Origin of the sequence: Janthinobacterium sp. HH106, from assembly GCF_001758725.1 — a bacterium.
Classification (GTDB): Bacteria; Pseudomonadota; Gammaproteobacteria; order Burkholderiales; family Burkholderiaceae_D; genus Janthinobacterium.
In genome coordinates, this window is the sequence record NZ_LRIC01000008.1 from 111,769 (window position 1) to 127,146 (window position 15,378).

The 15,378-nt window shown below is 60.8% G+C and carries 9 protein-coding genes; all 9 read right to left on the bottom strand.

Annotation, left to right across the window (positions count from 1 at the left end; translation table 11 throughout):
- Positions 1-2: 2 nt before the first annotated feature.
- The 9 genes from JAB8_RS04850 to JAB8_RS04890 all read right to left on the bottom strand — a co-directional run bounded on the left by JAB8_RS04850 (position 3) and on the right by JAB8_RS04890 (position 15,305).
- Positions 3-536, bottom strand: coding sequence for a hypothetical protein (locus JAB8_RS04850; protein ID WP_070224029.1), 534 nt, complete (start codon positions 534-536; stop codon positions 3-5).
- Positions 537-664: 128 nt separating this feature from the next.
- Entirely contained in the window at positions 665-1,762 is a 1,098-nt protein-coding gene (locus JAB8_RS04855) for a tetratricopeptide repeat protein (RefSeq protein ID WP_139142947.1), read from the bottom strand.
- 4 nt (positions 1,763-1,766) lie between these two features.
- Positions 1,767-3,365, bottom strand: a complete 1,599-nt coding sequence (locus JAB8_RS28865; protein WP_139142948.1) for a tetratricopeptide repeat protein — start codon at positions 3,363-3,365, stop codon at positions 1,767-1,769.
- A 2-nt stretch (positions 3,366-3,367) separates the two neighbouring features.
- On the bottom strand, positions 3,368-4,279 hold the full coding sequence (locus tag JAB8_RS29820; protein WP_254679450.1) for a phospholipase D-like domain-containing protein: 912 nt from the start codon (positions 4,277-4,279) through the stop codon (positions 3,368-3,370).
- Between the two features lie 21 nt (positions 4,280-4,300).
- Positions 4,301-5,425 carry a hypothetical protein gene (locus tag JAB8_RS29825; RefSeq protein ID WP_254679451.1) on the bottom strand — a complete coding sequence of 375 codons (1,125 nt, stop codon included), beginning with the start codon at positions 5,423-5,425 and terminating at the stop codon, positions 4,301-4,303.
- Between the two features lie 25 nt (positions 5,426-5,450).
- Positions 5,451-8,225, bottom strand: coding sequence for a type VI secretion system Vgr family protein (gene tssI / locus JAB8_RS04875; RefSeq protein WP_070288720.1), 2,775 nt, complete (start codon positions 8,223-8,225; stop codon positions 5,451-5,453).
- Between the two features lie 148 nt (positions 8,226-8,373).
- Positions 8,374-10,527 (bottom strand): S46 family peptidase, encoded by a 2,154-nt coding sequence (locus JAB8_RS04880; protein WP_070288721.1) that lies wholly within the window; start codon positions 10,525-10,527, stop codon positions 8,374-8,376.
- Between the two features lie 87 nt (positions 10,528-10,614).
- The gene (locus JAB8_RS04885; RefSeq protein WP_254679452.1) at positions 10,615-12,738 is read right to left on the bottom strand and encodes a PAS domain S-box protein; all 2,124 of its coding nucleotides are present in this window, start codon (positions 12,736-12,738) and stop codon (positions 10,615-10,617) included.
- Positions 12,735-15,305 (bottom strand): chemotaxis protein CheB, encoded by a 2,571-nt coding sequence (locus JAB8_RS04890; protein ID WP_071654382.1) that lies wholly within the window; start codon positions 15,303-15,305, stop codon positions 12,735-12,737. The genes JAB8_RS04885 and JAB8_RS04890 overlap by 4 nt, the downstream gene beginning before the upstream one ends.
- Between the last annotated feature and the right edge of the window lie 73 nt (positions 15,306-15,378).

A 15,378-nucleotide genomic window follows, 5' to 3' on the forward strand; every position in this document is an offset into this window, starting at 1 on the left:
GCTCACGCCAGAAAGTCTTGGCGCACCTGTTCGAGCAGACGCTCCTCTTCATCCGTATCGGCATCGATTTGCGTGACCACGGTCCAGAACGGCGCACACGTCTTGATCTGCTCGAAAGCACGGCTCGTTTCCAGCCGCACCATGGTTTTCCTGAGGCTGTGCAGATAGCCTTCCTCGATGGCGCAGAGCAGCTCGTCATCGGCAGCGTCGATCAGCTCGCTTAAAGCATCTTCGATCCTTGCGTAGCCCTCCTCCCACAATTGTCCGATTTCCGGCACGTCGGCTTCCATGCACTCGTTCGACCAGTCCGGAGGATAGTAATCGCGCGCCCTGTTACCGGGATCGGTGTCAAAGCTCAGCGAAATGGACGGGAACGATACGGCATTGAAGGCAAAGGCTGAAAATGCCTGATCCTTGAAAGCGGACGCGCCCAGCAGCGCCAGCGAGGCATTGGCCAGCCTGAACCAGGTTGCTTCAACGTCATAGGCTGTTTCAAACGCGTGCCAATCCGGCGGTAAATCGGGAGTCTGGGGCATGGGAACCTGTCGAAAAAGAATAGCGGTGGATAGTGCGCGGAATTATACGTGGCGCAGCCCATGCGGCAGGTCGTGGCGCGTGCACAGTGTGGGCGATGCCGGGGAGGCAAACCGGCGGGACGCTGCGCCTAGCCGGCGGCCAGGAAGTACGGTTTTTGTAACTGCGAGGCGTCGCTTGGCTGCGGGGTGGCTGGTGGTGGGCTGATGCCCTTGGCGGCATGCAGCAAGGTATCCCTGTCGCCATTCCAGGGCGGCAGATCGGCGGGCGGGAGCGGCAAGACCTTGTCCAGATTAGGAAAACGCGCATTGGGATTGAATCCAAGTTCACGGCTAAGTACGCCGTAACGTTCCGCTCGCGCTTTATCAATGTACGGAACCAGCATATTTGCAAGATCAAACGGATCGCCGAATTCAATCGTGAGTTTGTTTGCGCATTTCTCGCAGCCCAGCCTTACTCCGGTATGTAATACTTGCAAGGCACGCTCTTTGGTTTCAGTTGTTCTTTCCCCATCAGACGTGCCGTCAGGCGTTCTTAATACAACATATAAATAAGATAAATCATATGCGGATGGGCCATATCCCTGCCCCAGTGCACACTCCATCATCTTGATTGCCACAGGAATATTCCCCCACATTTCAGCACCCGGATAATCCTTCCCCGCAGTGAGTTTTTCTCCTAAAAAACCCAGCGCTTGGGGGTTACCCATCTGCGCCGCCTTTTGCCAAAAGGCATAGGCACGCGTGATGTCGCCGTTAACGCCCGTGCCATTCGCGTAATACGTCCCCATCCGGTCAAAGGCGGCAGGTATGCCCAGGCGCATCGCCTTTTCCACCAGTTGCACCGCTTCTTCCTCACCATATACAGGATCACGCCCTTCCACATACAGGCTGGCCAGATTGAGCATCGCCTTCCAGTGCAATCGCTCTGCCGCCTGACGCGTCAAATCGACGATTTTTTTGTAATCGCGGTCTTCCACAAAAATTTCAGGATCTTCCAAAGCGCGTGCTTCGAGAAACCAGTCCTCGGCTTGCGCATCAATGGGCGGCACCTTGTTCGATTCGATTTCACAAATGAAATCAGGGACATGCGGATTGAAGAGCGGCAGGCTCTGGTTACGTGGCAAGACTTTGTCGTTAGGCATTTTGCAGGCAAGCAGGCAGCACAAGACAATCAGCGACGCAAGGCGTCCTCTTGTGGCAGCCATGCTGGATTGATTGCTATCCATTACCTTATCCAAGATCAGGAAGGGACGCATCCATCAAATGCCACGTCACGTCGCCATCTGGCAAGTCCAGCAGCCAGTCGCGGCGCGGTCGCGGGAACGGTGCGCCCTGGGTCAGCCAGGCCTGGCGCCAGTACTGGTTGACGATGGCCTGCAGCGGATGGTCGGCCGCCACCCACGGTTGCCAGACGCCGCTGACCGGACAGACCTGGTCGCAAGCGCAGCTCAACAAAGGCTCGGGCCGCGCCACCTCGCGCAGCAAACCCTGCACCGCGCGCGGTTCCACGGCGCCATGGTTGTGCCGTATCGTCAGGCACTGCTCCCACGTCACGGGGCCGTAACGGGTATCGCCAGCGGCATTGAGCAAGCCGAAATGACGGAACGCTTCGCCTTCACCGAACAGCCGGGCCGGTTCCGTCAAATCCTGCCCAGCGGCCGGTTGCCAGTATGCGGAAAATGGCGCAGTCGGCGCATCGCTGTGCAAGCCGGTGGGGCGCAGCGCATAGTCGGCGGCCAGGAAGTACGGTTTTTGCAACAGCGAGGCGGCGCTTGGCTGCGGGGTGGCTGGCGGCGAGCGGACGCCCATGGCCGCGTCGAGCAGGCTCTTTCGTTGACCATCCCAGGGCGGCAGATCGGCTGGTGGCAATGGCAAGATTTTATCGAGGTTGGGAAAGCGGCGATTGGGGTTGAAGCCGAGGGCATTACTAAGCATACGATATCGCTCTCCACGAGCCTTGTCCACATATGGCGCCAACATATCGGCAAGATTAAAAGGTGAACCAAATTCAATCGCCAATGCATTTGCACAATCCTCACAACCCAACTTCACACCTTCATGCAATACCTTCAATGCACGATTTTTTGTTTCAGCGTTACGCGAGCCATTTATTTTCCCGTTGGCAGCCCGTGGAGATACATACAAATAATGCAAATCAAATGCTGCGGGACCATATCCTTGCCCAAATGCACATTCCAGCATTTTTGTCGCGACGGGAATATTGGACCAATAGCCCCCCCCTTCACTGGCGGGTCCAACATTTAATTTATCCGCCAAAAATGCCATCGCCTGAGGATTTCCCATGACAGCAGCCTTTTGCCAGAATGCATAGGCGCGAGTGATGTCGCCGTCAACGCCAGTGCTATTAGCATAAAACGTCCCCATCCGGTCATAAGCTGCCGGTATCCCGAGCCGCATCGCCTTTTCCACCAGTTGCACCGCTTCTTCCTCACCATATAAAAGATCGCGCCCTTCCACATACAGGCTAGCCAGATTGAGCATCGCTTTCCAGTGCAATCGCTCCGCCGCCTGACGCGTCAGATCGATGATTTTTCTGTAGTCGCGGTCTTCCACGAAAATTTCGGGATCTTCCAAGGCGCGCGCTTCGAGAAACCAGTCCTCGGCTTGCGCATCGATGGGCGGCACTTTGCTCGCCTCGGTTTCACAGATAAAATCCGCGACATGCGGATTGAAGAGCGGCAGGCTTTGGTTGCGCGGCAAGATTTCTTCTTTGTCGTTAGGCATTTTGCAGGCGAATAAAGGAATACATAGGAAAACTGCCAAGATGAAAAATGGCAGGGAAAGAGGAAATCTTTTACACTTTTTCATGCTCAACCCAAACGTATCGTGGAGCTGCGTTTATCTTCCAATGGCAGCAAAAAACCGGTCATTTTTTTATCTGCAGAATTTTCAGAATACGAATTTTTTTTCCCACGATTATCTTTCATTAATTTCCCCCAGTTCCCGAACGCCGACACAATCTCCGCCTTCGTCCCGCTCCCGCCATCGACCAATCCCCCGCTATGCATACGCCACACCCGCTTGCGCAAATCGCGGGCCACGCGGTGGTCGTCGGTGGCGATATTGATTTCGCTGTCGACGGCCATGCTGCGCTGGTTCAGGTTGGCGCTGCCCAGCGTCATGAACACGTCGTCGACCAGCATCAATTTGGAATGGATGTAGATTTCACGGTAGCGCCAGCGGTCCTTGTCAAACGCACTGACATTGAGCATGGCCACCGATACCTTCAGCCCGAATTCGCTTTCGAGTGTCATCACGCCGGGTTTGTTGATGCCGTTGGCATGCTGCACCACGTCGGGCAACTTGACTTCCACCTCGTTGGTGATGCCGAATCCGCCTCTGACATGCCGGGTTTTCGGCTGCTTGTTGTAGTCATCGATCATCTTGTTTTGACCCGTCATGCCAGCGTGCTGCCCCAGCCCCGCCAGCGTATCGTGGGTGCGCGGCACCATCTGCGCGCGCTCCGGCACGGGGATGACAATGAATACGTGCATGACCGGCATGTCTTCAAGACTCTTGCCCGCCTTGACACTGCCGGCCTTCCACGCGGCGACCACCTTCTTGCGCTCGGCCAGCAAGTGCCGGGCCCATTCTTCATACTGGAAATACTGGTTTTCCACGTACAGGTAGCCGGCCGCCAGGCTGGCCTGGGTCACGGCGCGAAAATAGGTTTCCTTGATCGTCTTGTCCTGCTCCTCGGGCTGCGTCAGGACGATCTGCACGGTGGAGTCGCTTGGTTCGGCCTAATCCAACAGCCGCGCCGGTGGGCTGCCACATGGCAACTCCCGGCTAACACAGTCGGTGGAAGCCGAACGCGTGCGGTCGTCGATAGCGCGGTCCCACGCCTTCACGAAATTGTTGTAGAGCGCGATCAGCGCACGGCCGCCGTCGATGCGGCAGGCGTAATCCTGATAGGGCTTCAAGGTGGCGAACCCGCCGTCCTCGGCTACTCCCTGCACACACTCGCGCCGCTCGTTGACGCCGCCCTGTTCGCGGCGCGTATCGTCGAGCAGATGGGCCGTCGTGTCCCAATAATCGGTCACCGAGTTCAGGCCCATCACATAACCGACGGCCTTGGCCCCTTCTTCGTGGTCGAAATCGATCAGGACCGGTTTCTGGTGATGCGTACCCAAGTAGCTCATGCCAGGTTTTTCAATTTCCCCCATCGTCAGGCCGTGCGGCTGGCTTGTTTCGGTCGCGATACTCTTGCCTATCGCATGGCTGTTGCCGTGTCGCAGGTGAATCGTCAGGCGCCCCAACAAGCCATGGAACGCGGCCGCATACCAGCTGTAGCAGTATTCTTCACGCGCCAGCATCGGGATATCCTCGGGCCGTACCCTATCGCCCCTGTAACCGCCGCTGAACATCTCTTTCTTGGCGACCGCGTCCTGCAACATCGCCAGGCTGCCTTTTGCGCTGATGTTCTCAAAGCGCTGTCCACCGGTTTTCCATGGCGAGGTGCCATGCGAATGGCCCGGCATATTGTGCACCATTGGTGAACCGATCCGGTCATGCCAGATCAGCAAGCGCACCCTGAGGTGACGCCGCGTGGTGGCGGCGATCAGCAAGTCGCCAAACGTTTCACCGCGCGGCCAGGTGGCGCTGTTGCCGCGCACCAGTTCCATGCCCGGGTCGAAACCCCAGCAGCACAGGTCGATGGACTTTTTAGCCTTGGCGATCTCGCCGGCGATGTCGGCGAACCCTTCCTGTCCGCAAATGAACAGTGTCAGCTTGTTGTTGTGCGTAATCGGATGAGTGGCCTTGCCCTTCAGGTTGCGGTTTTCCAGCAGCCACTGGAGCGAACTCGTCGCAGTCCGTCCGACTTCGTCGATATGGGTGGTTTCGATGCGGCCGCTCGATTCCGGCATGGCGCTCTCCAGTCAGTGTCGTGAATCATTGAACCCAGCGGCTGTCGCTGGTGTCGTCGAACGCGCGCAAGCCGCGGTTCGACAGCGTGTGTTCGCCGCCCGGCGCCGCGTCCGGGTCGAAGCGTGTGCTCGCCTGCAATGAAAACTCTTCGCCATTGCCAAGGACGACACGGTAGCGGGGCGTGCCGTCCTGATGCGCGATCAGGATGCGGCCGAATTCGTCGGTCAAGCCGCGTTCGACTTCGGCTTCCCCGTTGTACAGCGTGTACGGCACATTGGCGTACTGGCCGCCATCCGCATGGGCCTGTATCGTATGCTGCAATTGCCCCGCTACCGGCGCGACGGGCGGTTCCAGCTCCGGCTGCGGCCGGTTCTTTGGCGCCAAGGTTTCCAGGTTTCCATGGAACAGCGTCGGCGACGCAGTAAAAAACTGTACCTTGTCGCTAATTTCAAGCATGCAATTGGCGCCATGCAGACGCACGCCTTTGCGGCCGCGAATATGCACCCAGTCGGTCTGACTGATCAATTCCAGCACCTTGTGAGCAACGATATCGACCGCATCGGTTTGCGCCGCGATCTGCACCGGGCCGGCTGCGGCGATCAGTTTCATGCCCGCCTTGTGGACGAACAGGTGGAACGCCGCGCCGATGCTGGCGAACAGGCCGCCGCCGGCCGCCAGCGACAGGTCGCGCCCGGTCGTCAGCGCCGTGTGCTCGGCGCTGACGATATGCGTCGATTGCGCGCTCGTCGTTTCGATACCGGCCGGACTGGCCAGCACCAGATGCGGCTTGGATAGTTCGGGAAATGCGCTTTCGCCACTGCCGGCACCGCCCTTGATCCCGGCATGCTGGTCGTTGAGCACATCGGCGACGGCGCCCTGCTGGGCGGCGCTTTCTTGCGCGCCGTAATGCTGCGCCAGGGCGGCAAGCGCCTTGTGCCGTTCAGCAGCCTCGGCCAGCCGGCGCAAGGTTTCATCCATGCTCTTGATATGCGAGGCGGCGCCAGGGCGCGCTTCGGTGGTCAGCAACATGCCGCGGCCGGCGCGCGCCACGCCCCAGGCGTCTGACGCCAGTTCCCAGCCCTCGCCACGCGCATCCTTGCGCCCGCTGGCGTCTTCGATGCGGCTGATGCAGCCGAGCGACAATTGGCTGTGCTGATGATCGCTTTTCAGTTGCGCCTGGATGCGCTGGTGCGTGTCGTCGAGCACCAACTGATTACCGCGCACGCCGCAGCCGCCGCCAGGCATCAGCTCGGCGCTGCGCCAGCCGCCCAGCATGCGTTGCCCCGGCAAATTCCACGGCGGCGCATGGTTGCCGTTGTACACTGCGCCGACGATGACGGGACGGTCGATATTGCCGTCGAGAAATTGGATCAGCACTTCCTGGCCGATGCGCGGCAGCGCGATCTGGCCGAACGCCTGGCCCGCCCATGGCGTCATGACCCGGATCCATGGCGAACTGCCCGCGTCGAACTTGCCCAGCCGGTCCCAGTGGAATTGCACCTTCACCCGGCCCAGCCCGTCGGTATGGATGGTTTCGCCTGCCGGCCCGGTGACGATCGCCGTCTGCACGCCGGGCAAGGCACAAGGCGTGCTGTTGAACTGCCGCCCCGGATACCAGCGGATGCTCTTGCGGATGCAGTTAAACCGGTTTTCATAATGCGACTTCGCGCCCGTGCCTGCCTGGTAATTGTTGCTGGCGATATGATCGACGGACAGGATCAGGTATTCGCGCGCGCCGATGTCCGGGCGCGCCTCCTCACCTCTGGCCGGCATGGCTTGCTGGGCGCTGAAGTGTCCGCCCAGCGTGAAACTGCGCCCGGCCTGGGCGCAGCGGTGATTGCCGCCAGCTTCGAAGTATTGCGCCTGGCAGTTCTGCTCCTCCAGGCGGCGTTGCGCCAGCGCTTCGCCGTCGCCCATGCCGGCATAGCCATAGCCGGTGTTTTGATACAGTTCATGGGCAAACACGTCGCCCTGCTCGTGCAGCGCATAGCCGCTGGCGCGGCTGGCATACGGATGCTTGTAGTTGAAGCTGGCCAGCGTGAGCGAGCCTGAAGCGATCTTGCGTATTGCCTGCCAATCGCGTATGCCGTCGCGCTCCAGCGAGCCCGCGCCGCTGCGATACACCATCTCGTCGGCTTCGCTGGCATGGCCGTCGCCTGGATCGATGCTGTCGCTCAGCCAGGTATTGTCGCCCAGACACAGCGTATGACCGTCGGCGCGATGTTCATACCAGTAATGGATACCCTGGTCTTCCCAGCGCCGGTGCAGATGGTTGTAATCGGTTTCATTATGCTGGTTGGCGCAGCTTAAAATTGCTTTTTCCTCATGCAGCTGGTTTTTCCAGTCGCGCTGCACATAATGATCGAAGGTCGTTTCGCTGATGTCGATGACCGTGCGCTCGTGGAACGAGACGTTGTCCATGCGCAGCCTGGACAACGCCAGCCAGGGTTGCAGCACCATCTGGTAGAACGCGAAACCGCCATCGCTGCGCAACAGACGAAATTCGCCGACATAACCATTAAAATAGCGCAAGCTGCCATCATCGCGCACCAGCGAAATCGTGACCATGCGTCCCATCATCGCCGTCAGGGGGACGTGGAGATTGTCGGACAGCAGTTCGACGTCGAAGCGGAAGTCGCGCGACATTTCCTCGTGTGCCCGCAAGCTGTTGACCAGCAGCGCGGTATCGGGCGGACCGTCCTCGCGCGGAAAATCCATGCGCAGCAAGCGGCTGTCCTGGACTCGCCTGTCCGCCCCGAAAAGCCGCGCCAGATCGGCTGCCAGCTCGCCATCATCCATGTTGCCTCCATCCCATAGTTTCCCTGGTCCATGCTAACCATGGTGGACGCTGGCATATTGATGGAACTCAAACCAGTTGCCCATACGCAAAAAAGCCGCATCGGCCCTGGGGCGGATGCGGCTTTGTTCCAGCGCTTGCTAAAACTGATTACTTCGCGGCTTTGACTGCTTTCGGATACTTGATGGTCATTTCCTGCAGCAAGTTATCCGCGTGGTCCACTTCCTTCATCACCCACAGCATGTAGCGGATGTCGAGGTGGATGGCGCGCGTGATGGCCGTGTCGAAGTACCAGTCCTTGGTGATCGATTCATACGTCGAATCGAAGTTCAGGCCGATCAGTTCGCCGCGCTTGTTCATCACGGCCGAGCCGGAATTGCCGCCCGTGGTGTCGGCGCTGGTGAGGAAGTTGACCGGCACGGTACCCAGCACCGGGTCGCGGAACTGGCCGTAGCGTTTTTGCTTGACGGCATCGATCAAGCCTTGCGGCGCTTCGAACGGGGCCTTGCCCGTGACTTTCTCGACGATGCCTTCCACGGTCGTGAACGGACCCTTGGTGATGCCGTCGCGCGGCGAGTACGGCGAGACCGTGCCATACGTGACGCGCAGGGTCGAGTTGGCGTCAGGATAGACCGGCTTGCCTTGCGATTTCTTCCACGCGATCACGGCTTGCATGTATTGCGGAATCACGCGCTCCAGGTTGCCGTCGATTTCCTTGCGGCGCTCTTCCAGCGCCAGTTCCACCGGATACAGCTTGACGGCCAGCTGCATGAAAGCGTCATCGGACTGGGCAACGGCAGCCTGGTCCTTGTCCAGCCAGGCCAGGCGCTTGGCCGTGTCAGCCAGTTGCGTCTGCTGGTACAGGGCGACCACGGCGCCTGGTGCCGGCAGCAGCGCGTCCAGGCCTTGCGGATGGCTCTTCGCCGCCAGCTGGGCGTAACGTTTCAGGCCCGCTTCAAAGCGCGCCTGGTCGACCTTGTTGACGTACGACTGTTCCAAACGGGCCAGACGGGCCTTGATGAAGGCCAGGTCGCGCTGCTGGAAGCCCGATTCGCGCTCGGCGTCCGGCTTCTGGCGCTCTTGCGACAGACGGTAGACGGTGCGCGCGCTTTTCAGCAGGTCGCTGTTGGTGGCCACCGTCCAGGCGAACTCCTCTTCGCTCAAGGCCATGTCGCTGGCGATCGCCGCGTCCAGTTCGGCCAGCAGGGTGGCCGACACGTTCGGCTGTTTCGCGTACCAGGCGCGGAACTCGGCATCCTGCCCATCCTTGATGGCGGCGATGTCCTTGCGGGCGAAACCGTCGAGCAAGCCCTGGGTTTTCTTCAGCACGTTGTTGATGCTTTTCACCACGCTCGCGTAGCGCACGGCGGCGGCCGCATCGCCCTGCGTGGCGGCGGCCATCACGGCCAGGTCGGCTTGCAGTTCGGATACTTTCAGGGGGAAGGCCGTATCGCGCGCGAAGCGGATTTCCGCCGGCAGCTTGTAGCGGCTGGTGCGGCCAGGGTAGCCCGCCAGCAAGATGCCGTCGCCGGCCTTCAAGCCTTCGGCCGAGACCACCAGGAAGTCCTTCGACTTGTAGGGAACGTTGTCGGGCGACGGGTCGGCCGGACGGCCATCCTTGCCCACGTAGGCACGCAGGAACGAGTAGTCGCCCGTGTGGCGCGGCCATTCGTAGTTGTCGGTGTCGCCGCCGAAGTTGCCGATCTTGTCCGATGGCGCATACACGAGGCGCACGTCGCGTATCATCATCTGGCGGATGCGGTAGTACTCGAGGCCGCGGTGGAAGGCGGGCACGGAGCAGCGGTACATCTTGTCCGTCTCGCATTCGGCGATCAGGTCCTTGATGCGCTTTTCCACGGCTTCGTGGCGCGCGCGGCCGCTCATGTTGGCCGTCAAGCCTTTCAGCACGCGCTCGCTGACGTTTTCCACCTTGTCCGTCACATACACGAGGCTGTTCGGACCGCCCGGCAGCTCGCTAGCGCGCGTCTTGGCCAGAAAGCCGTCGGTGATGTAATTGTGTTCCGGCGTGGAATTGCGCTGCACGGCGCCGTAGGCGCAATGGTGGTTCGTCACCACCAGGCCCGCGTCGGAGACGAAAGCGGCCGAGCAGCCGCCCAGCGACACGATGGCGCTCATCGGATGCTTGCTCAGGTCGGCGAGTTTTTCTGCAGGAATGTCGATGCCGACCCGTTTGAGCTCGGCTTTCAGCTGTGGCAGCTGGTGTGGTTGCCACTGCCCTTCGTCGGCGTGTGCGCCGGCGAACGCGCCCAACAAGGCGACTGGTAAAACGATTGTTTTGAACAAGATATGCCCCTCCGTAAATAGCAGGCGAAAGTATAGCCTGTCCAAGGGACCTGAGTCGGCAAAAATTAACCCATTGCAATTTCTGTATCAGGCGGCTGGCTGCCTCACTCCCTGCAGGGGAATCTGCAGGGCCAGGCGGCAGCCGGCGCCCGACGCCGGCAAGCCCACCTCGAAGTGCCCGCCCAGCGCCGTCACCCGCTCGGCAATGCCGATCAGGCCAAAACACTGTTTCTTGCGCTGCTGCTGCGGCGTGATGCCGATGCCGTTGTCGCTGATGGTCACGTACACGGCGCAGGCATCCGAACTGAGCTCGATCTCGACCTGGCTGGCCTGGGCATGGCGCATGACGTTGCTGAGCGCTTCCTGCACGATGCGGAACAGCACGATCTCAGCCTGGCTGCCGATGGCGGCAAACAGCGCCTCGTCGCGTATCAGCAGGCGGCAGGCGACGCCGCTGCGCTTGCGGAAGTCGCCCACCTGCCATTCGATAGCGGCCTGCAAGCCCAGGTCCAGCGCCATCGGGCGCAGTTCGTTGATGATGCCGCGCACGCTCTTGATGGTCGTGTCGACGTTGCTGAGCACGGCGCCGACGCGGCCGTGCAGGCGCGGATGGGAACCCTCGGTGCGGGCGCTGAGCATGGAGATATCGATGCGCAGCGCCAGCAGGTTTTGCCCCAGTTCATCGTGAATATCGCGCGAAATGCGCTTGCGCTCGTCTTCCTTGGCCGTTTCCAGGTGCAGGGCAAGCTGGCGCAGCTGCGCGTGCGACTGGCGCAAAGCGCCATCCATCAGCTTGCGTTCCGTAATGTCCGTGTGCGCCACCACCACGCGCAACGGCCCTTCGCCGAGGAAACGGCTGATCCTGGCCTGCGACCAGCGGGGCCCCGAGCGCGTGGCAAACTCGTATTCGAGCGCAAACGTGTCGGCAGTACCGGCAATGACGGAGCGGATGCCGGCGGCCAGCTCGCGTCCGGCGCTGCGCTGCCAGCGCGGGTCGGTCTCGCAAAATTCCAGGTACTGCAGCGGCGGCTGCTTTTGCCCGACGAACGCCAGGCAAGCCTGGTTCGCATGCACGACGCTGCCCGCCTGGTCCAGCACCAGCACGCGGTCCGTCAGCGAATCGATGGTGGCGTGAAAGAAGCGCTCGGCATCGCGCAAGGCTTCCTGCGCCCGCTCGCGCTGGTGCACTTCCAGCTGCAGGTGCTGGTTGGCCCGCAGCAGTTCGGCCGTGCGGTCGATGACCCGCTGGTCCAGTTCGCGGTGCAGTTCGCGCAAGTCCGCCTCGGCCAGCTTGCGTTCGGTGATATCGGAAAACACGCCGACAAAATGGCTGATGGCGCCATCGGCCGTGCGCATGGGCGTGATCGACAGCGATTCGACGAAGCGCTCGCCATTCTTGCGCCGGTTCACCAGTTCGCCATACCAGCTGCCTTCCTCGTGCAGGCTGCGCCACATGGTTTCATAGAAATGCGGCAAATGCGTGCCGCCGCCGAGGAAGGACGGATCGCGTCCGATGGCTTCCTCGGCCTGGTAGCCGGTGATGGTGGTGAAGGCGGGGTTGACGGAAATGATGCGGTTGGCGCTGTCCGTCACCAGCACGCCTTCGCGGATACTGTCGAGGATGACGAAGGCGCGCCGCAAGGCCGATTCGCGCGCGTGCTCATCGCCCAGGTCCGTCACCAGCATGCGCGCCGTGGCGCTGTCCGCGTCGAAATTGGCTTCGATGCGCACCATGCCGCCCATGCCGCCCGCCTCGCCTTCGAACAGTTGCGCCTCGAGCACCTGGCGCGCGCCGCAGGTAAAGACGGTGTCGAGGAAGCGGCGGAAGCCGCCCTGCGCCTGGGGCGCGACGAATTGCTCGAAGCGCCGCCCCAGCAGCTGGTTCTTGTCGCGCTGCAGCAAGCCGCAGGCGGCCACGTTGACACGCGTGATCACGCCCTCGCGCGCCAGCGAGAAGTAGCTGACGGGCGCCTGTTCATACAGCTGCGCATAACGGTCGCGGCTGCTTTCATATTCATTCTTCAGCTGCTCGAGCTCGGCCAGGGCCGCGTTCTGCATTTCCAGCTCGATCTGGCTGACCTGCAACTCATGCAGCTGGCGTATCACCTCTTCATTCGACTGCGGCACGGGCTGGCGCTGCTCCGCCGCCAGTTGTTCGGCCTGCTCCCGCAATCGGGCCGGCACGCTCTCCTCGTCGAATGGTTCGCTCATGAGGCGCTCTCCCCTGCTTTCCCGTCTGCCGCGACGCCGGACTGGATCTGGCGCAGCTGGGCTTCCAGCAGCTTCGATTCCGTGATGTTGATGAAGGTCACGACCACGCCATCGATCACGTTTTCGATCGTGCGGTACGGCATGATGCGCACGTTGTACCAGCGCCCGTTCTTGGTCGGCACTTGCCGTTCGCAAAACACCAGGCTGCGGATCACTTCGAGCGCATCGTCTTCCAGGCCCGGATAATCGAGGTCGTTGACGATGTCGCTGAGCGGGCGGCGCAAGTCCGTCTGGATCAATTTGTAGATTTGCGTGGCCGGCGCCGTGAAGCGGCGGATGCGCAAATCGCTGTCGAGGAAGATGGTGGCGATATCGGTGCTGTTGAGCAAGTTTTTCATGTCGCTATTGACGAGCGACAAATCATCGACCTTCGATTGCAGCTCGGCATTGACCGTGTACAACTCCTCGTTGAGCGACTGCATCTCTTCCTTCGAGGTGGTCAGCTCCTCGTTCGTCGACTGCAGCTCTTCATTGGTCGACTGCAATTCTTCGTTGGCCGATTTCAATTCCTCGCGCGAGGTCTGCATTTCATCGCGCACGGCCTGGATTTCATTGCGCGCCTGCGCCAGCTGCTGTTCCAGCTCCAGCACCTTGGGGTTAGGCGAACGGCCGCGCCGCGCCTCGGCCACCAGAGGCGCACTGGAAAACGTGACAAACACCATGCCGCGCAGGGATTCGGGCTGGCTCAGGGCTTCGGCGCTCAGATCCACGCCCAGCGATTGCCCCAGGTGGTCCTTGACGACCAGGCCCTTCAGGCGTACCACGCTTTCGCTTTGCAGCGCCTGCTTGATCAGGCTGGCCAGCTCGTAACGCAAGCCTTCGCGCGCCATGGCATGGATATTCCAGTTGGCCTTGCCGGCCGCCGGTTCCAGGAAGGCGCCCGTGCGGCCGTTGATGTAAAGAATGTCGCCATCCTGGTTCAGCAGCGCGGCGGCCGGCGAATATTTCTGGAGCAATAATTGCTCGACATGGGCTTGAATCTTTCCAGTCATGCTGACTTCTCTCGTGTCGCTAGGTGTGGGGGGGGATGCCAACGATACCTTGGTGGGAAAATACGTGGGCAGGCGCTGGCGCGCCAGATTGTCGAGGCGGCGGTACAGCCGGGTCGACGTGGTCAGCGGCGAAAACAGCTCGGAAAAATGACCGGGCGTATCGGCGCTGCCCAGCAGTAAAATCCCATCGCGGTTCAAGGCGTAATGAAACAGGGGAATGAGGCGCTGCTGCAGCTTGGCATTCAGATAGATCAACAGGTTGCGGCAGCACAGGATGTCGAGCTTGGTGAACGGCGGGTCCGAAATGATGTTTTGCTGGGCGAAGATGATCGTGTTGCGGATCTCTTTCTTCACATGGTAGCCGTGCTTGTCATTGACAAAGAAACGCTCCAGCCGCTCGGCAGATACGTCGCTGATGATGCTGTGCGGAAAGCGCCCCTGGCGCGCGCGGTCGATGGCATCGGCCGACAGATCGGTGGCGAAGATCTGCAGGCTGTATTTCGACGGCGGGTTGATGCCGGCCACCACTTCATGGAACACCATGGCCAGCGAATACGCTTCCTCGCCCGTGGAACAGGCGGGCACCCAGGCCTTGAAGGCGCGCCCGTCCGGGTGGGCCGCCAGCATTTGCGGCACGACCACCATCTTCAGGTATTCCCACACTTTCGGATCGCGGAAAAAGCTCGTCACGCCGATCAACAATTCCTTGAACAGCAAGTCGATTTCCGCGGGATTCTCGCGCAGGTAGGGAACGTACTCTTCCATCGACGTCATTTGATACAAGCTCATGCGCCGCTCGATACGCCGCAGCACCGTGTTGATCTTGTAGTCGGTAAAACTGTTGCCCGTGTGCTCGGACAGCAGGGCGACGATTTCCTGCAGCGAATTGCGGCCGTTCGGCTCATGCCCCGGCAAGCTGAGGAAACTGCTGCGGAACAGATAGGTGATGATCTTGTCAGGCATCTTGTCGGGGAAATCGACGAGGTCCACCACTTCGGCGACAATCGCGCTTTGCGGCATCATGTCGAACTTGGCCGTATCGGGATGCTGGGCCAGGGTCAGGCCGCCCGCCTGCTTGATCGCCTGCAGGCCGCGCGTGCCGTCGCTGCCCATGCCGGAAAAAATCACGCCGACGGCCAGTTCGCTCAGCTCGCTGGCCAGGCTTTCGAAAAAGGTATTGATGGGCAGGCGGTGTCCGCGCAGCTGCACCGGCTCGCTGAGCACGAATCGGCCCTTGGCCAGGCCCAGGTCGGCATTCGACGGGATCACATAGATATGATTGGGCCGCAACTCCGCCTGGTGCGTGATTTCCGTGACGGGAATGCTGGTGGCGCGCTGCAACAATTCCGGCAGCATGGCCTTTTGCGTGGGATCGAGGTGCTGGATCACCACATAGGCAATGCCGCTTTCCTGCGGCACGTTCGCCAGGAAAGCGACGATGGGATCGAGCCCGCCGGCGGAAGCGCCGATGGCCACCACGGGAAAAACGATGGTGGCCACGTCGGGAACGGACATATTACTGTGTTTGCTGCGTGTCATCGTCTGCAAGAAAGCAGCCACGGCGGGGCCGTCAGGCTGGGAATTGATA